This is a genomic window from Rhodococcus sp. MPR-R1B (assembly GCF_058793255.1).
The window spans coordinates 147423-163871 of record NZ_JBXAFO010000012.1 but is presented as its reverse complement, the minus strand read 5'-3'; the positions used below and the strand labels follow the sequence as shown (position 1 = coordinate 163871).

General features: G+C 63.5%; 19 protein-coding genes. 11 read left to right on the top strand and 8 right to left on the bottom strand.

Annotation, left to right across the window (positions count from 1 at the left end; all coding sequences use genetic code 11):
• The first annotated feature begins 277 nt into the window (after window positions 1-277).
• The 7 genes from AC1Q61_RS18550 (at window position 278) to AC1Q61_RS18520 (ending at window position 5509) form a co-directional block, all read left to right on the top strand.
• On the top strand, window positions 278-1477 hold the full coding sequence (locus tag AC1Q61_RS18550) for an inorganic phosphate transporter (RefSeq protein WP_007728486.1): 1200 nt from the start codon (window positions 278-280) through the stop codon (window positions 1475-1477).
• A gap of 15 nt (window positions 1478-1492) precedes the next feature.
• Window positions 1493-1756: a hypothetical protein gene (locus AC1Q61_RS18545; RefSeq protein ID WP_003942079.1), complete on the top strand. Its 264-nt coding sequence runs from the start codon at window positions 1493-1495 to the stop codon at window positions 1754-1756.
• Window positions 1757-1810: 54 nt separating this feature from the next.
• Complete coding sequence (locus AC1Q61_RS18540; protein WP_003941853.1) at window positions 1811-2146, top strand: DUF3349 domain-containing protein; 336 nt, start codon at window positions 1811-1813, stop codon at window positions 2144-2146.
• A 4-nt stretch (window positions 2147-2150) separates the two neighbouring features.
• Window positions 2151-2453 carry a DUF3349 domain-containing protein gene (locus tag AC1Q61_RS18535; protein WP_003941976.1) on the top strand — a complete coding sequence of 101 codons (303 nt, stop codon included), beginning with the start codon at window positions 2151-2153 and terminating at the stop codon, window positions 2451-2453.
• A complete protein-coding gene (gene menE, locus AC1Q61_RS18530) occupies window positions 2450-3589 on the top strand; it encodes an o-succinylbenzoate--CoA ligase (protein WP_042925655.1) in 1140 nt (379 codons plus the stop codon). The genes AC1Q61_RS18535 and menE overlap by 4 nt, the downstream gene beginning before the upstream one ends.
• Window positions 3590-3677: 88 nt before the next feature.
• Window positions 3678-4685, top strand: coding sequence for a daunorubicin resistance protein DrrA family ABC transporter ATP-binding protein (locus AC1Q61_RS18525; RefSeq protein ID WP_003941960.1), 1008 nt, complete (start codon window positions 3678-3680; stop codon window positions 4683-4685).
• The gene (locus tag AC1Q61_RS18520) at window positions 4682-5509 is read left to right on the top strand and encodes an ABC transporter permease (RefSeq protein ID WP_003941848.1); all 828 of its coding nucleotides are present in this window, start codon (window positions 4682-4684) and stop codon (window positions 5507-5509) included. The genes AC1Q61_RS18525 and AC1Q61_RS18520 overlap by 4 nt, the downstream gene beginning before the upstream one ends.
• A 21-nt stretch (window positions 5510-5530) precedes the next feature.
• Here AC1Q61_RS18520 and AC1Q61_RS18515 read toward each other — a convergent pair whose 3' ends face one another.
• The gene (locus AC1Q61_RS18515) at window positions 5531-8779 is read right to left on the bottom strand and encodes an AfsR/SARP family transcriptional regulator (protein WP_051649750.1); all 3249 of its coding nucleotides are present in this window, start codon (window positions 8777-8779) and stop codon (window positions 5531-5533) included.
• 49 nt (window positions 8780-8828) lie between these two features.
• On the opposite strand from AC1Q61_RS18515, the gene AC1Q61_RS18510 reads away from it, so the two are divergent.
• On the top strand, window positions 8829-9698 hold the full coding sequence (locus AC1Q61_RS18510; RefSeq protein ID WP_007728497.1) for a 1,4-dihydroxy-2-naphthoate polyprenyltransferase: 870 nt from the start codon (window positions 8829-8831) through the stop codon (window positions 9696-9698).
• A gap of 12 nt (window positions 9699-9710) precedes the next feature.
• On the opposite strand, the gene AC1Q61_RS18505 is transcribed toward AC1Q61_RS18510, so the two are convergent.
• The 4 genes from AC1Q61_RS18505 to AC1Q61_RS18490 are packed head-to-tail and all read right to left on the bottom strand — an operon-like array spanning window position 9711 to window position 11755.
• Window positions 9711-10091: a phage holin family protein gene (locus tag AC1Q61_RS18505; protein ID WP_003941998.1), complete on the bottom strand. Its 381-nt coding sequence runs from the start codon at window positions 10089-10091 to the stop codon at window positions 9711-9713.
• 48 nt (window positions 10092-10139) lie between these two features.
• A complete protein-coding gene (locus AC1Q61_RS18500) occupies window positions 10140-10706 on the bottom strand; it encodes a Clp protease N-terminal domain-containing protein (RefSeq protein ID WP_042925657.1) in 567 nt (188 codons plus the stop codon).
• Window positions 10707-10711: 5 nt separating this feature from the next.
• The gene (locus tag AC1Q61_RS18495; protein WP_003941869.1) at window positions 10712-10963 is read right to left on the bottom strand and encodes a helix-turn-helix domain-containing protein; all 252 of its coding nucleotides are present in this window, start codon (window positions 10961-10963) and stop codon (window positions 10712-10714) included.
• 54 nt (window positions 10964-11017) lie between these two features.
• Window positions 11018-11755, bottom strand: coding sequence for a lysophospholipid acyltransferase family protein (locus AC1Q61_RS18490; RefSeq protein ID WP_007728504.1), 738 nt, complete (start codon window positions 11753-11755; stop codon window positions 11018-11020).
• A 122-nt stretch (window positions 11756-11877) separates the two neighbouring features.
• Between AC1Q61_RS18490 and AC1Q61_RS18485 the strand changes: the two genes are divergently transcribed.
• Complete coding sequence (locus AC1Q61_RS18485) at window positions 11878-12501, top strand: GNAT family N-acetyltransferase (protein ID WP_007728507.1); 624 nt, start codon at window positions 11878-11880, stop codon at window positions 12499-12501.
• On the opposite strand, the gene cds1 is transcribed toward AC1Q61_RS18485, so the two are convergent.
• Together cds1 and AC1Q61_RS18475 are read right to left on the bottom strand one after the other, a co-directional pair.
• Window positions 12399-13502: an L-cysteine desulfhydrase Cds1 gene (gene cds1, locus AC1Q61_RS18480; protein ID WP_003941980.1), complete on the bottom strand. Its 1104-nt coding sequence runs from the start codon at window positions 13500-13502 to the stop codon at window positions 12399-12401. The genes AC1Q61_RS18485 and cds1 overlap by 103 nt on opposite strands.
• The gene (locus AC1Q61_RS18475) at window positions 13499-13885 is read right to left on the bottom strand and encodes a DUF4229 domain-containing protein (protein WP_030535490.1); all 387 of its coding nucleotides are present in this window, start codon (window positions 13883-13885) and stop codon (window positions 13499-13501) included. The genes cds1 and AC1Q61_RS18475 overlap by 4 nt, the downstream gene beginning before the upstream one ends.
• A gap of 291 nt (window positions 13886-14176) precedes the next feature.
• Between AC1Q61_RS18475 and AC1Q61_RS18470 the strand changes: the two genes are divergently transcribed.
• Both AC1Q61_RS18470 and AC1Q61_RS18465 read left to right on the top strand, forming a co-directional pair.
• Window positions 14177-14389: a BldC family transcriptional regulator gene (locus tag AC1Q61_RS18470; protein WP_003942029.1), complete on the top strand. Its 213-nt coding sequence runs from the start codon at window positions 14177-14179 to the stop codon at window positions 14387-14389.
• Window positions 14390-14554: 165 nt separating this feature from the next.
• Complete coding sequence (locus AC1Q61_RS18465; RefSeq protein ID WP_003941996.1) at window positions 14555-14761, top strand: hypothetical protein; 207 nt, start codon at window positions 14555-14557, stop codon at window positions 14759-14761.
• A 25-nt stretch (window positions 14762-14786) separates the two neighbouring features.
• Here AC1Q61_RS18465 and AC1Q61_RS18460 read toward each other — a convergent pair whose 3' ends face one another.
• Window positions 14787-16448, bottom strand: coding sequence for a MinD/ParA family ATP-binding protein (locus AC1Q61_RS18460; RefSeq protein WP_118606343.1), 1662 nt, complete (start codon window positions 16446-16448; stop codon window positions 14787-14789).
• Window position 16449: the final 1 nt, after the last annotated feature.

Sequence of the window (16449 nt, the reverse complement as noted above, 5' to 3'; positions counted from 1 at the left end):
GCTCTCCTTCTCACTGACAGACACCGAGAAACAGGGGTGAAACCCCTGTTCCGGTGCGCTCGGTGCCCGTAGGTAATCAGCGTTTAAAACGGTCCGAATGTGCCTTCCCGGTGAGTGAGACCAAAAAGTGAGGTCCCACACAGGGTTCCGATTTCGTGGCGCTGAACACATCGCGAACGGCAGCGCCGCAGCCCACGCGCGGGGACGTACTCCGCGGAGCCCCTGTTCGCATCCCGTTCGCTGTACTTTTACGCGTTCGATACGCACAATTCACGTTGTGACCGCAGAGCTCGTAATCCTCCTGGTGGTAGTTGTCACCGCCCTCGCGTTCGATTTCACGAATGGTTTTCACGACACCGGTAACGCAATGGCCACCTCCATCGCGACCGGAGCACTCAAGCCCAAAGTTGCGGTCACACTTTCCGCGATCCTGAACCTGGTCGGTGCGTTCCTGTCCGTCGAGGTCGCTGCGACCGTGGCCAAAGGCGTCGTCAACCTCGGCGCGGTCAGTGGGCAGGATCTGCTGCTGATCGTCTTCGCCGGTCTCGTCGGCGGAATCATCTGGAATCTGGCGACCTGGCTGCTCGGATTGCCGTCGAGCTCCTCACACGCACTGTTCGGCGGATTGATCGGCGCCGCAATCGCCTCCATCGGTATGGGCGGCGTCGAGTGGGGTGGAGTTCTGACCAAGGTCGTCGTCCCCGCGATCCTCGCGCCGGTCGTCGCGGCCCTGGTCGCAGGCGTCGGTACCAAGCTCGTGTACCGAATCACCGCATCCGTCAAGGAAGACGAGCGTGAGCGCGGTTTCCGTTTCGGCCAGATCGGCACCGCCTCGCTGATCTCACTTGCGCACGGCACCAATGACGCCCAGAAGACTATGGGCGTCATCTTTTTGGCCCTGGTCGCTCACGGCACCATCACCGCCGAGACCGAGATGCCGTTCTGGGTGAAGTTCACCTGTGCCGTCGCGATCGCTCTCGGCACCTACCTGGGCGGTTGGCGCATCATCCGCACCCTGGGCAAGGGCCTTGTCGAGATCGCCGCGCCGCAGGGTCTGGCAGCCGAAGCGTCGTCCGCCGCCATCATTCTCACGTCGAGCCACCTCGGACTCCCCCTCTCGACCACCCACGTCGCCACCGGATCGATCCTCGGTACCGGCATCGGGCGCAAGGGCGCCGAGGTCCGCTGGGGCGTCGCAGGCCGGATGGCCGCCGCCTGGTTGATCACCTTGCCGTCGGCTGCAGTGGTCGGCGCCATCTGCTGGGCACTCGCGCATCTGATCGGCGGCCTGGCCGGCGTGCTCGTCGTCTTCGCTGCCCTCATCGCGTTCGCGATCTTCATGTACCTGCGTTCGCGTAAGGAACCCGTAGACGCCGCCAACGTGACCGCCGAATGGGACGAGAATCCGGATGCGACGGCTCGCGAGATTCCGACTGCTGATCCCACTCCGTCCACCGAACCCACTCGCAACTCCTGAAAGGGGCGCAAGAGAATGCATCTACTCACCGATACCCTCGATTCGCTCTGGCAGGTAGTGGCAGTCGGACTGCTCTTCGGAGCCGGACTGCCGGCGATCTTCGCCTTCGGCCTCAAGTCGCTGAGTCTGCCGAACGCCGACGGCACCGAAGGACCGTCCACCCTGGGTAAAATGGGTGCGTACCTCTGTTTTGCGGTCGTGCTCGTCACGATCTTCGCCGGAATTCTGTTGTTGATGAAGAACTTCTTGGCCAGCACGTTCGGAATCCACGTCTTCTGAGTGGTCGTCGCGGCGCACCACTGAAACCACCGAAACGAAAATGAGGCCGAGGATTTGAGCAAGTATTCATTGCGCAGCGTGCTCGACTGGCTGCGTGCCGGGTATCCCGAGGGCATCCCGGACAAGGATCATTTTGCGCTGCTCGCCGTTCTCCGTCGTCGTCTGACCGACGAGGAGATCGAGCAGGTCGTTTCGATGTCCATCGAGTCGGCACACGAAGTGCCGGACCGCCACGTCGACTACGACACCATCCGCGCCATCATCGAGGGAATCCTCAACGAGGAGCCGTCCGAGGACGACGTCGATCGTGTCACCGAAAGGCTGCGCGCAGGTGGGTGGCCGGTCATCGAAGACGTGGACACCGACAACGAAGTTCGAGACGTGAGCTGACGTCATGGCCCTTCCGCCCTTCCTCACGTCGATAGTCGGCTGGTTGCGGGCCGGCTATCCCAATGGCGTCCCCGAGCAGGACTACATCCCACTTTTCGCGCTCCTCACTCGCAGACTCTCCGAAACCGAGGTCGACGCCGTCGCCGATGCGTTGATCGAGGACGGCGATCTGCCCATCGAGAAGACCGACATCCAGGTCCTCATCACGAAGATCACCAACGAGATGCCACTCGAAACCGACGTCGACCGCGTACGAAGCCATCTGGCTGCCGGTGGTTGGCCGCTGGCCGGGCCGGACGTCCGGTGAACGTTCTTCGCACACTGGCCGTTCCACAGGGTGAGGCGGTCTTCGAGGTACTGCCTGCCATCGCGCAGATCCTGGACGGCGTGCACGACGCCGTGCTTCCCGTCCCGGCGGCCGACGCACGCGAGACGGCCCGACTGAGCGACGCTCTGCACCCCGATCAGCCCATCGACGACGGCATCTCGCTGGTGGTCGCCACGTCGGGGACCACCGGAACCCCGAAGGGCGCGATGCTCGCCGCGAGCGCACTGCGAGCCAGCGGCGACGCGACCCATGAACGCCTCGGCGGCACCGGATCCTGGTTGCTGGTTCTCCCCCCGCACCACATCGCCGGGATGCAAGTTCTGTTGCGCAGTGTCCTCGCCGGAACACAACCGGTGATCGTCGACGTCAGTGCGGGTTTCGACCCTGCCGCATTGCCGGGCGCTGTCGCCGCGATGAGCGGACCGCGCCGCTACACCTCGTTGGTGCCGACGCAGTTGGTCAAGGCACTCGGTGATCGCGCCGCGGTCGAGGCTCTGGCTTCGCTCGACGCGGTTCTGCTCGGCGGCGCTGCTACTCCCGCACCGGTACTCGCGCAGGCCACCGAAGCGGGCATCACCGTCGTCCGCACCTACGGGATGAGCGAAACGTCCGGCGGTTGCGTCTACGACGGAATCCCGTTGTCCGGAGCGCAGATTCGTATCGACGACGGCCGAGTTCTGCTGGGCGGTCCGATGCTCGCGTCCGGGTACCGCGGGCTTGCCGACCACCCCGCTTTCGCCGAGCCCGGGTGGTTCCGGACCGACGACGCCGGATCAGTGGTCGACGGAGTCCTGCGCATCACCGGCCGGTTGGACGAGGCAATCTCCACCGGCGGGCTGACCGTCGTACCGCAGGTGGTCGAGGCCGCGCTGGCCGATCACCCCGCCGTTCGCGAGTGCGCGGTGATCGGCATCAAGGACCCGCGGCTGGGGCAGCGGGTGGTGGCCGTGGTCGTACCCGAGGGCGAAGCTCCGACGCTCGACGAACTGCGCGCACATGCTCAGCGGACACTCGACGTCACCGCGGCGCCGCGGGAACTCTTCGTCGTGGACGCGCTCCCCCTGCGTGGACCGGGAAAGCTCGACCGCGCCGCCCTGGTAGAGCGGTTCAGCTAGCAGCCGCAGCACCGACCTCGCGCGCTGTGCAAGTAACCGCAAGTTCCACGCAAGGTCCATGCAAGATCGGTCTGCCAAGCTTCATCCCATGAACCACACAGCTTCGCCTCTTGCCATCGAGGCCGACGGACTCGTCAAGAAGTTCGGCGAGCACCGCGCGGTCGACGGCGTCAGCCTCACCGTCCCCACCGGCTCGGTGTTCGGCGTCCTCGGGCCGAACGGCGCCGGCAAGACCACCACCGTCCGCATGCTCGCCACTCTCCTTCGCCCCGACGGCGGTGAGGCGCGCATCTTCGGCCACGACGTCAGCCGTGAACCCACCGCGGTCCGATCCCTGATCGGCGTCACCGGCCAGTACGCCTCCGTCGACGAGGATCTGACGGCGACCGAGAACCTCGTGATCTTCTCGCGGCTGCTCGGCCTGAGCCGCCGCGATGCGCGCACCAAGTCCCTGGAACTCCTCGAGGAGTTCGATCTGGTCGAGGCCGCGACCAAACCGCTGAAGAACTTCTCCGGTGGCATGCGTCGACGCCTGGATCTGGCGGCAAGCCTGATCGCGCGCCCGCCGCTGCTGTTTCTCGACGAGCCCACCACCGGCCTCGATCCGCGCACCCGCGCCCAGATGTGGGTGACCATCCGGCGACTCGTCGCCGAGGGTTCGACGGTGTTGCTCACCACGCAGTACCTCGACGAAGCCGATCAACTGGCCGATCGCATCGCGGTGATCGACCGCGGCCGCGTGATCGCCAACGGCACCGCCGACGAACTCAAGGCTTCGGTCGGGATCTCCTCGCTCCAACTCAAGCTGGTCGATCGTGATCGCACCGAGGAGGCTCGCTCGCTCATCGCCGCTGCGCTGAGCGTCGAGGTGGGTGTCACTCCCGAGGTCGGGCGGATCACCGCCCCGCTGAGCGACCCGTCGATCACGGCGGACCTGTTGATCCGTCTGCGTGAGCAAGGTATCGCCGTCGACGAAATCAACGTACAGAAACCCAGCCTGGACGAAGTGTTCCTGACCATCACCGGGCACCAGCCCGAAGACGGTGGTCGCAACGACGCCCAGTCCGACAACGACTCCGATCGGAGCGTCGCATGACAACCACTCTCACCAAACCCCGGTCGCCGATAGCCCAGCCGGATGCCGCACCCCGCCGCATCAGCCTGCAGCAGAGCTTCGCGAACACGTTCACGATGGCGTACCGCGGAATTCTCAAGATCAAGCACAACCCCGAGCAACTGTTCGACGTCGTCATCCAGCCGATCATCTTCACGTTGATGTTCACCTACATCTTCGGCGGCGCGATCGCCGGTGACGTGACGGCATATCTGCCGACGATCATCCCCGGCATCCTCGTCCAGACCGTCATCACCGGTTCCATCGTCACGGGCACTCAGCTTCGTGAGGACATGGACAAGGGCGTGTTCGACCGCTTCAAGTCCCTTCCCATCGCTCGTATCGCCCCGCTGTCCGGTGCATTGCTCGCCGACGTCGTGCGCTACGGCATCGCCACGACCATCACGTTCATCGTCGGTTTCGCGATGGGTTACCGCCCCGCAGGCGGCGTGGTCGGCATTCTGTCTGCCGCGATCCTGGTCATGGTGTGCGCGTTCTCCATCAGCTGGATCTTCGCTCTCATGGGCGTGCTGATGAACAAAGCGTCCACGGTGCAGGGTGTTTCGATGCTCGTGCTGTTCCCGCTGACGTTCCTGTCGAATGCGTTCGTCGATCCTGCCACCATGCCGAGTTGGCTTCAGAAGTTCGTGAACGTCAATCCGGTCTCACACCTGGTGACCGCGGTTCGCGAGCTGGCCAACGACGGCCACTTCGGTATCCACGTCGTGTGGTCGCTGGTGGGCGCCGCGGTGATCGTTGCCGTCATGGCACCTTTGACCGTGCGGATGTACATGCGCAAGACATAAGTCCCGCACCATCGTCCAGACCTAGTCCAGCACCGGTCCGCGAAGCGCAGCCAACACTGCTTCGCGGACCGCTCTGCGTGAGTAACCCGATACCTTCTCGGTTTCCACAGACCACCTGTCGGCTCCGACCAGACCAACCGCGAAGTCGGAGAGGCGCGCGTGATGGAGCGAGACGAAGTCTTGTCTCCCCGGCATTTTCAACGACAAAGCCATCAGTTCGACTCCGCGTTCGATGTTGCCCGTGACAAGATCGAACGACCCGATCGCCGACGCCAACGAACCCGCGAGCGGCAGGTCCGCGTAACCGTTGGGATCGAGCTTGAGAGCACTCGACTCCTTCATCTGCAGAACGCGGCCCGCCACCAGTTCGTGCCGGCCGTGAACTGCGTGAGCGCACACAGCCGCGGCACCGAGCAGAACGACGAAGGGATCACCGAAGATGTTCTCGATCGCAGAACCCAACAGCTCCAGCGCTTCTCGATACCGAGCCAAGCCCTCGTCGATACGGCCGTCCGCGAGATCCGCCTCGGCGATACTCGCTGTGAGCGCCGCGCGCCGTTGATCGGTTTCGATGGCCCCGGTCCCACCCGAATGCGCCAATGCCGGACGTGCACGATCGAGAAGCACCCGACCACCAGCGGTGTCACCGGCCGCGATCATTGCTCCGGCTTGAAAGCAGATGAGCTGCATCGCCTCGTCACGCGCACCGAGGCGTTCCATCGACGCCGCCGCGATCGCGTAGAACTCGATGGCCTCGCCATAGCGGGCGGATTGGCTGTGAACCGACCCGACATGTTGGGCCGCCATCGCCAGACCCCACTCGTCACCGATGCTGGTGGCGTAGTCGAACAGAGTCTCCCCGTCCAGCAACGCACCGCGCAGATCTCCGATGTTCTCCCGCATGTTCGAACGCGCGGACAGCGCCGCCATTCGGGTCTCGGGATCGGAACTGCGAACGCCTTCGGCCACCAACCGCGCAAGTTTGTGGTTGGCGATCCCACTCGTGGTCAGCTTGATCAGAAATGCGAACAACGGACCGAGATCATCGCGCTCACGCAACAGCTTTCGAAGTCGGATCCGCGCACGGGCATGGTTTCGATCGGCCTCTCCGAAGAAGAGATGCATCGCCACCAGGATGAACGTAGCGCCCACCAGTTCTGCATTCACGTCGCGCAGATCGTTGTCCGCGGTCGCCCCGACGATCTTCGACGCCCAGTTCGAAATTTCCGAGTTCGATCCTCGTACGGCCCACAGAATCGCAAGGACGGGGAAGACGTTGGCTACGGTCACCGCGTCGCCGCGTTCCACGGCCCAGCGAAGTACAGCCAGAAGGTTGTCGTGCTCGGCGTCGAGGTCGGCAATCAGACGGAGCTGATCCGTCCGTGCACGCACGACGGCATCCTCGGCGATCGCAATCGCCCAGTCGTCGAGGCGCCGAATCACTTCCGGTCCCTCCCCGGACGCGGCGAGTTGCTCCTCGCCGTATTCACGGACAGTCTCGAGCATGTAGTACCGAAGATCTCCCTGCCCGTCGCTGACGGAAAGAAGTGACTGATTCACCAGCGCTTCGACGGCACTTGCCACATCGGTCAACTCGCCCCACCCGGCAACGGCCTGCGCCGAAGAAAGGGTGAAGCCGGCCGGGAATCGGCACAATCGACGCAACGCAATCTGATCCCCGCTGCCCAACAGATTCCAGCTCCAGTCGATCACCGCGTGCAGGGTGCGATGCCGATCCGGAGACGTCGGATCATCGGAGCGCAACAACGCGAACCTGTCTCGCAGTCTCGAACCGATTTCGTCGACGCTCATGGTGCGGACCCGCGCGGCAGCGAGCTCGATCGCCAGCGGGAGTCCGTCGAGCGTCGTACACAGCTTGACGACCGCGTCGACGTCCAGATGAACAGACGGCCGCACCGCACGGGCTCTCGCCGAGAAGAGTTCGACTGCCGAGCCGGTTCCGTCTTCGATCGCCAACGGCGGCAACGGGTACACCGCCTCGGCACTGATCATGAGCGGAGAACGACTGGTGGTCAGTACCGTCAGCTGACGACCGGCCGCGATCATCTCGGCCACGATCTCCGAACACGCGCCGATCACGTGCTCACAATTGTCGAGGATGAGCAACATCGGACCGGCGGACAGCGCCTCTTTGAGTCGCTCTCTCGCCGAATGCGTTCGGCCGACGGTCAATTTGCCTGGCGCCAGATCGGATTCGCTGATTCCGAGGGTGCCTCCGATGGCCGCGATGACATCTTCGCTGCTGCGCAACGACGCCAACTCCACGAGGACCACCGAGACGCCCGGCTGGTTCACGGATCCGCGCAAGCCCAATTCGTGTGCGAGACGGGTCTTTCCGGCGCCACCAGGTCCGAGAATGGTGACGACGCGCGAGCGGGCGAGCAAGGATTCGATCTGGTCGATGTCGTTGTCGCGACCGAGCAAGGTGTTGGGGGCAGCGCGGAGACCGATCGCACGCGCGGCCCGCGGTGTAGCCGCAGGTGCCCCGAGAAGTTCAGCATTGAGGGTCACCAGTGCGGGTGACGGATCAGCGCCCAGGCGATTGGCGAGGTGGTTGCGGAACTCCGCGAACACTTCGAGTGCCTCGTTGACTCGGCCTGCTCCGGCGAGCGCACGCATCAACGCCTCGGCCGCTGTGTCGTCGAATGGGCTCGCCAGATGGCGTCCGCGCACCAGGGGAATGGCTGCCGCGTACTCCCCCAATGTGAGCAACGCGTCGATCTGCGCCGTCTCCAGTTCGTCGTACACCCGGCCTGCGTCGAGCGCCAGACGATCTGCAACGTCGCCGACGACGTCACTCCCGGGGGTACCGCGCCACAGGCGCAATGACGCGGTCGTGACGGCGAGCGCTTCGGACGCGTCGGCGCCGACGGTGCGCAGACCACGGGCGGCGTCCGCAGCCCTGGCCAGGTCGACACGCTCCCGAGCGAGAGTGAGCCGGTATCCGGCCGCCGTGACTTCGAGGGCCCCGTCCGGGAGTGCAGATCGCAGGCGCGAGACCTGAGTGTGGAGGGCGTTCATCGGTGAGCGCGGCGGCTCCAGCCCCCAGACGTCGTCGATCAGGCTCTGCGCGGTACGTGGCTCACCCGGATTGCGAGCCAGCGCAACCAGCAGAGTTCGAGCTCGCGGACCCGGCAACGGAACCAGACGATCGCCCACTTTGGTCGAAACGGGTCCGAGCAAGGCAATGTCTGCCAGGTCTTCGCCCGACTGCGCGTACCTGGCGCGCTCACTCACGTCTCGAGTCATGTGCTGATCCACCGCGTTCGATCGTATTGCACAGTGCAAAGATCGTTGTATGGCAACAGCTGCTCAATGGATCGAAGGCGCGAGGCCGCGCACACTCCCGAACGCGATTGCGCCCGTGCTGGTCGGCACCGGAGCCGCGGCGTCCCTGGACCTCGCAGTGTGGTGGAAGGCGCTCCTGGCACTGATCGTCTCCTTGGCCTTGATCGTCGGGGTGAATTTCGCGAACGACTACTCCGACGGAATCCGCGGAACGGACGACGACCGCGTCGGGCCACTGCGCTTGGTCGGATCGAAGTTGGTCAGTCCCGGAGCTGTGAAGGCCGCGGCGATCAGCTGCTTCACCGTTGCCGCGGTAGCCGGGTTCGTTCTGGCGGCGACCACAGCCTGGTGGCTGGTTGCGGTCGGCGTGTTCTGCATCATCGGTGCCTGGTTCTACACCGGCGGCAAGAAGCCTTACGGATACAGCGGGTTCGGCGAGATCGCCGTGTTCATCTTCTTCGGACTGATTGCAGTGCTGGGAACTCAGTTCGTACAGGCCGAGCGGGTGGATCTGGCCGGGCTGGCCGGCGCGATCGCCATCGGCTCGTTCTCGAGCGCGGTGCTCGTTGCCAACAATCTTCGAGACATCCCGACCGACACCGAGTCCGGAAAGATCACTCTCGCAGTCCGGCTCGGCGACGCCAGGACACGCACGCTGCACGTGATCCTGCTGGCCGTCCCGTTCGTCGCGACCCTGCTGCTGATCCTGCGTACTCCGTGGGCATTGCTCGGATTGCTGGCGTTGCCACTGGCAATCCGAGCCAACGCCCCACTGCGTTCGGGCGGGCAGGGTATGGCCCTGATCCCCGCGTTGCGCGACACCGGACTCGCCATGCTCGTCTGGGGTGCCGCGACCGCAGTTGCGCTCAGTCTCGCCTGAAAGTCGACGGACTCAACGGTTGTCCGGGACGAACGCGCTGAGCAGGAAGTTCACGATCGAGATGATCAGCGCGCCCCAGACTGCCGTCCAGAAGCCGTCGACCGTCAAGCCGTAGGACGTTCCGGACGAGATCCACGCCGTCAGCATCAGCATGAGGGCGTTGATCACGAGCGTGAACAATCCGAGAGTCAGGATGAGCAGCGGTAGCGAGAGAAGCTGCACTACCGGCTTGATGAACGCGTTGACCACCGTGAAGATCAAAGCGATCACCGCGATCACGAGAACCGTGCCCCAGGTGCCGTTGTCGTGGTTGGCGATCGTGATGCCGGTGACCCACGCCGACGCCAGCCAGATGGCTATGCCGTTGATGATGAGACGTGCCAGAAATGTCATGTCTGAATGCTGGCACATCCCTCCCGTGCATGCGGAACCGTGCCGAATCTAGGCCGCGCGATTCATCTTCGCTTCCAACCGCTCACGGATCGCCGACATCGTGACCTGCGTTTCGAGGGCCTGACGGGTAGGCCCGTCGGCGACACGCAGGATGCCGAGCAGGATGTGTTCGGCGCCGATGCGATTGTCCTTGTGCGCGAGCGCTTCACGGAGCGAGAGTTCCAACACCTTCTTGGAGTCCTTCTCGAATCGTGAACGAGGGAACCCGAATCGGCTCTTGCGAGAAGTATCGACGCCGTCCGGCACAGGAGTCTCGTCCAGCACACCTTCGCCGAAGGACTGCTCGAGACTCTCCCGAACCGCATCGAGATCGATGCCGATCGACTTGAGTATCTCGGCGTCGTCGTCGAAATTGTTCGAGCTACCTTCGTTCGAGCCGGCGCCGGCGTGGCGGATCACGTCGAGCGTGACACCAGACTCGGTGAGCACCTCGGTGGCGATGCCCCGATCAGAGGTGAGCAGCGCGGTCAACAGTTCCATCGGAGTGACAGGACCGGAGCCGGCGACAGCATCGACAACGACGCCTCGAGCCTGTGCGGAGAACCTTTCGAACATGGCAATTACCTGCCCTTCTCGCGCAGTGAACGCAGCATCGATTCCGACTGCGCGGACGCGTATTTCTTGTGGACGGCTTGACGGCTGACCTCGAGAGCTTCCGCGATCGCCTGCCAGGACCATCCGTGACGGCGCGCATTGGCGACCTGAATGGCCTCGAGTTTTTCGAGTAGACGACGCAGCGCTCGAACAGCACGCAATCCCTCGGTGGGATCCGGGCTACCGGCGGCAGCAGCGAGAGAGGTTGCTTCGGTCATGTTGTCAATTTAGGTTGACAACCGGAATTTGTCAACCAAAATTGACAGGCGCGCCTAGTACCCGGCGACGGCCCCGTCCACTGCCACCTGCAAGTCGGCCTGCACAGTTCGGGCGATATCCATCGGCTTGTCCGGAAGTTCGGTCACCGGCATTCCGACAAAGACACTCGCGGCCTTGACGTCGCCGGCCACCGGACCGTAATTGATGCCGATCGACACCAGCGCCGGTGAGCATCCCAACTTCTCGGCGCGCGCGACGATGTGGCCGATTCCGCTGTTGACGTGCTGCAGCCGCGTCGGATCTTCGGTGTTGCACGTCCCTTCCGGGAAAATCGCCAGACAGTCCCCGTTGCCCAGCCGCTCGGCCGCGACGTCCATCATCACTCGGCCGGCATCCGAAACTGCACGGAGGCCGTAGTTCTTGCTGCGAAAAACCGGGATGCTGCCCATCATGTCGACCTTCTTGCGCTGTGAAGGATCAACGAAGAGTTCGTCTTTGGCGAGGACCCGGGTCCGTCCGATCACTCGACGCAACGGAGTACGCCACGCGGTCGCGGCGAGCGTGAACTGGTCGCTCTCGGTCAGATGATTGACTGCCACGACCAACTGCGTCTTACGTTCCAGGAGAGTCTTCAGCGCAGCTTCCGCACCCGGCGCGTACCTCACTCGCGGGCGGTACTTCAGCGCCAATGCGGCATAGGCGAGCTTCGCCACGAATCGGTTCTGCTGATGACTGCGGTAGTACTCGTACACAGCCTCGTAATTGTCGAGTGAAACTTCAGGATTGCCCATGATCCGCCCTCGCTGGAGAAGTGCCCCTTGACCAAACGATACACAACCTACGGTTGCGTAGGTTTGCGTTACAGAAGGCGTAGCGCTGGGAGAAACGCACTTCTCGAGGTAAAACGGTTTCTGTGATCCGCTCGGCCATATCCACCGACCTACCCGCACTGCAACAGATCGAGGTCGCCGCGGGCGAACCGTTCCGAGACATCGGGATGGACGCCATCGCAGACGATCCACCGCCGACGCTCGACGAGTTGAACGATTTTCTCGCGGCCGAGCACATCTGGGTTCAGACCGACGCGAACGACGTGCCCGTTGCGTACGCACTCGTCGAGATCGTGGACGGCGGCGCGCATATCGAACAGGTCTCCGTTCACCCCGATCATGCCCGCAAAGGCCTCGGAGCCCAGCTGATCGACGCCGTCACCGAATGGGCGGCGGACCATCACCACGATCTCGTGACTCTGACGACGTTTGTCGACGTTCCGTGGAACGCGCCGTACTACGAGCGCCTCGGGTTCGTGCGCCTGGCCGAGAACACGCTCTCCCCCGGCCTGATACGCATCAGAACGGACGAGCAGTCGTCCGGGTTGGACGCCTGGCCGCGCGTGACGATGAGCCGCCCGTCACACGGTCCGGCGCCGGCGATTCAGGAACTGGCCGTCCACGCACCCGAACGGACGAACTCGTCCAGCACTGTCGTCGGGCCGAGCAGGTCGATCCCTTCCGAAGCCACCCATTCGTCGTTGTAATAGGTGCCCGAGTAACGCTCTCCGCCGTCGCACAGGAGGGTGACGACGCTGCCGCTGCGCCCGGCCGCCATCATTTCGGCAATCAACGCAAAAGCTCCCCACAGGTTCGTCCCCGTCGAGCCGCCCACTTTGCGCCCCAGGGCTGCGCTGGCATGCCGGGCAGCCGCGATCGAGCCTGCGTCCGGCACCTTGATCATTCGGTCGACCACCTGACCGACAAAAGACGGTTCGACGCGCGGACGGCCGATGCCCTCGATCCGGGAACCTCGAGTACCGACGATCGACGGATCGCTCGCTCGCCACGCGTCGAAAAACACGGAGTGCTCCGGGTCCACCACGCACAGCCCCGTGTCGAATTTCCGGTAACGAAGAAAGCGGCCGATCGTGGCACCGGTTCCGCCCGTCCCGGCTCCGACGACCACCCAGTCGGGAATCGGATGTTCCTCGTGTTCGAGCTGAGTGAAGATCGATTCGGCGATGTTGTTGTTTCCGCGCCAATCCGTCGCGCGCTCGGCGTGGGTGAACTGGTCCATGTAGTGACCGTTCAACTCACTCGCGAGCCGATGCGATTCCGAGTAGATCGACGACGGATCGCTCACGAAATGACAACGTCCCCCCTGCGCCTCGATCAACGCGATCTTGGCGGGACTCGTGCTCGCGGGCATCACCGCGACAAAATCCAGGCCCAGCAACTTCGCGAAATACGCCTCGCTGACAGCCGTCGATCCGGACGACGCTTCGATGACAGTGGTCTCTTCGGTAACCCAGCCGTTGCAGATCGCGTAGAGGAAAAGCGACCGTGCGAGTCGATGCTTGAGACTCCCCGTGATGTGGGTCGACTCGTCCTTCAGATAAAGCTGGACGGTCCAGTTACTCGGCAGCGGATAGCGCAGCAGGTGAGTGTCCGCGCTGCGTTGCGCGTCGGCTTCGATCAACCGCACCGCGTTGTCGACCCACTGGCGTGAGGTCCGACGGTCGACGTCGAGCGACCCCGTGGTCACCGCCCGTCTCCGCGCAGCTTGGAGCGAAGATCGTCACGATCGGACCGACGCTGGGCGTCGACCGCCGCAATGCCCGCATTGACACGCTTGCGCAGTTTCGCGAAGAGCAGCAACGACAGCGGCAGCGCGATCAGAACTGCGAACAGCGCCGCGACGATCAAGGGAACGTCCGTGCCGGCGAGCTTTCCGCCACCGATGATGACGGCACCGATCACGACGACAAGCAGCAGCCGAGCGACCGAGTACAGCACCACATCGCGGGCTAGTTGACCCTTGGTCACCGGCCCGGAAGCCGACTTTGCTTGCCCAGAGTTTGCGGAAGGTTTACTGGCCTTGACCGGCTCAGAAGGAACATTTTCGGGGTTTTCAGACAACTGACTCACCCTCTCAGGTTACCCATTCCGAATACGGGTGGGACCGAGCCCGCTATATCCATTTTGTCCTTTACTTAAACATTACTTTTTCTTGAAAGATCGACTACCCGGCTATATCTGTGCAAACATTGCGCTACCACTCAGAAAACGGTCGAATGTGAGCGAAGGACTTCGAAACAAACTCGACGCAGGTTTTTGGCAACTGGTCGACACACCGGTTCGGAACCAAAGTTCGGAATCACTGCTCGGTTCGGAATCACTGTTCGTCAAACGTTCGACATCAACATGGAGGACCTCACAATGAGCGCACCAACCTTCAATACCGCCGCAGACGCACTCATGACGCCCGGACAGGTAGCGGCATTGTTTCATGTCGATCCCAAGACCGTGACCCGCTGGGCACACGCAGGACGACTGGGCTCGCTTCGCACGCCAGGAGGACATCGTCGATTCCGTGAGACCGAGGTCATGCAGCTTCTGCGCTCGCTGACCACCGAAGCAGACAACAACTGAGCAACTTCAGCTCACTTCGAAGCACTTTGCGGTACCCGACAGATCTTGCAGTACCCGACAGATACAGCACTAGCGCACTGAGCCGAAACGCTTGTCCGCACCACTTCTGGTGAAGCGGGGCGGAGACTGAGTAGGCTCGACTTCAGTTCCCTGAGGAGGTGCGCCGTGTTGTATCTGTTGGCGTTGGTGGGTTTGGTGACATTGATCGTTCTGATGTGGAAGGCATTCGGGCCCGATCCGTCGACGCGCACCCCGGTGAGCGGTGTACGCGGGCCGGATGACGATCCCGAATTCCTGTGGAATGTGAACCAGCAAACACGACGCAAGCGCACGGAAGGTCCGGACGTACCGCCGACTGACGCGTCGACGTAGCGTCCGGGCTCGCCCGGCTATCCGATTACCGCCCCGTCAACGCGAACGGGGAGGCCGGAAAGTCCTGCGCAACCACCGCAGCCAACTCCAGCACCGCTTCCCGAGTACCTGGACGCAGCCGGTCCAGATCGATTTCGGCGCCCTCTTCCAAATGCGGATCGAACGGAATCAGTTTCACCGCTCGACAGCGCTGCTCGAAGTGCTCGACGACCCGCGGCAGATCAACCTTGCCCGAGCGAGGCCGTACCGCGTTGATGACAGCCACGGACGTGGCGACCAGCCTGCTGTAACCGTGAGCGTCGAGCCAGTCAAGTGTTGCGGAGGCGCTACGTGCACCGTCGACGGAACCGGAACTGACGACGATCAACGAATCTGCACCTTCGAGAATGGCCTGCATCGCCGAGTGCATCAATCCGGTGCCGCAATCGGTCAGAACTATGCTGTAGAACTTCTCGAGCATGTCGACCGTGCGCGTGTAGTCCCCACCGCTGAAGGCCTCTGAAACTGCTGGATCGCTGTCGGAGGCAAGCACTTCGAGCCGGTGTCGATTTTGCGATGTGTAGCCACGGACGTCGCTGTACTTCTCGATGCTGTTCTCGTCGCGCAGCAGGTTTCGCACTGTTGCCGGAGTTTCGAGCGGGATCTTCTGGCTCAGCGTTCCCCGGTCGGGGTTTGCATCGACAGCGACGACGCGATCGCCGCGGATCGAGCCGAACATCGACCCCAGTGTCGCTGTGGTCGTGGTCTTTCCGACGCCGCCTTTGAGACTGAGCACCGCAACCTTGTAGCAGCCCTGCAGCGGCTGGTTGATCTGGCGCGTCAACTCGACGAGGTGCTGCTCCTTTGCACCGTTTCCGAGGTTCACCGATCGGCCGGACAACGTGTACAGCGCCTTGCGCCAGCCGCCCACCGGCGCAGGCCGGACAGGCCGCTTGACGAGGAGCGCAGCCGAGAGATCTTGCGCAGTCATCGGGAGAGCGGACTCGAAGCGACTGTCCGGAGCCGAGGTGAGTCCGGTCTGCGGCATCGGAGCGCGAGTAGGTGGCACTGTCGGCGGGGCCATCGGCACGGCCTGACCATTCTGGAGGGTGTGGCCGTTCTGCACCGGCGCAGCGCCGGGATGACCGAACTGCCGAATCGCGGGATTGGGCGGATGGACGCCGGGCGAAAAAGGTGCCTGCGGTTGCTGGAGCGGTCTCGCGGATGAATGCGCCGTCGGGCCGGGCTGCGAATTCTGAACAGGATGCAGGTTCTGAACAGGCTGCGAGTTCCGAACAGGCTGCGAATTCTGAACAGGCTGCGGAACGCCAGTTCGTGAATCCGGAAGCGACCCTCCACGATTCGTAGGTTCGTAGGTCTGCATCGGCATCGCAGGCGAGGTCGAGAACTGGCCGTTGATCGGGCCTGGCTGCGCTGCCGGATACTGGATGACCGGAGTCTTGGGACCTGGTACCGGAGCCGCTGGGGTCGTCGTCGGCGGCGGAGCGGCGGGTGCACTGGGCGCCTGGCCGGCGACTTGCTGGAGCGGCCCGGAGTCGACCGGGGCCACGAAGAGACTACGAACGTCGCTGGGAACCGAGTCCGATGACGGCTCGGGCGCGGATGCGCGCGGCTCGCGCCGCGTCGGCTCGGCAGGGCGCACCGGCTCCCACAATCCTGCTCCGGCGTCTTCAATCTTGTCGGCCATC

Bases quoted from the DNA above. Each gene is read 5' to 3' on its own strand.
- AC1Q61_RS18470 (WP_003942029.1), top strand. From the start codon at position 14,177: ATGAGCGCACCAACCTTCAATACCGCCGCAGACGCACTCATGACGCCC.
- AC1Q61_RS18520 (WP_003941848.1), top strand. From the start codon at position 4,682: ATGACAACCACTCTCACCAAACCCCGGTCGCCGATAGCCCAGCCGGAT.
- AC1Q61_RS18500 (WP_042925657.1), bottom strand. From the start codon at position 10,706: ATGTTCGAAAGGTTCTCCGCACAGGCTCGAGGCGTCGTTGTCGATGCT.
- AC1Q61_RS18510 (WP_007728497.1), top strand. From the start codon at position 8,829: ATGGCAACAGCTGCTCAATGGATCGAAGGCGCGAGGCCGCGCACACTC.
- AC1Q61_RS18495 (WP_003941869.1), bottom strand. From the start codon at position 10,963: ATGACCGAAGCAACCTCTCTCGCTGCTGCCGCCGGTAGCCCGGATCCC.
- AC1Q61_RS18490 (WP_007728504.1), bottom strand. From the start codon at position 11,755: ATGGGCAATCCTGAAGTTTCACTCGACAATTACGAGGCTGTGTACGAG.
- AC1Q61_RS18525 (WP_003941960.1), top strand. From the start codon at position 3,678: ATGAACCACACAGCTTCGCCTCTTGCCATCGAGGCCGACGGACTCGTC.
- AC1Q61_RS18505 (WP_003941998.1), bottom strand. From the start codon at position 10,091: ATGACATTTCTGGCACGTCTCATCATCAACGGCATAGCCATCTGGCTG.
- AC1Q61_RS18535 (WP_003941976.1), top strand. From the start codon at position 2,151: ATGGCCCTTCCGCCCTTCCTCACGTCGATAGTCGGCTGGTTGCGGGCC.
- AC1Q61_RS18545 (WP_003942079.1), top strand. From the start codon at position 1,493: ATGCATCTACTCACCGATACCCTCGATTCGCTCTGGCAGGTAGTGGCA.
- AC1Q61_RS18460 (WP_118606343.1), bottom strand. From the start codon at position 16,448: ATGGCCGACAAGATTGAAGACGCCGGAGCAGGATTGTGGGAGCCGGTG.
- AC1Q61_RS18515 (WP_051649750.1), bottom strand. From the start codon at position 8,779: ATGACTCGAGACGTGAGTGAGCGCGCCAGGTACGCGCAGTCGGGCGAA.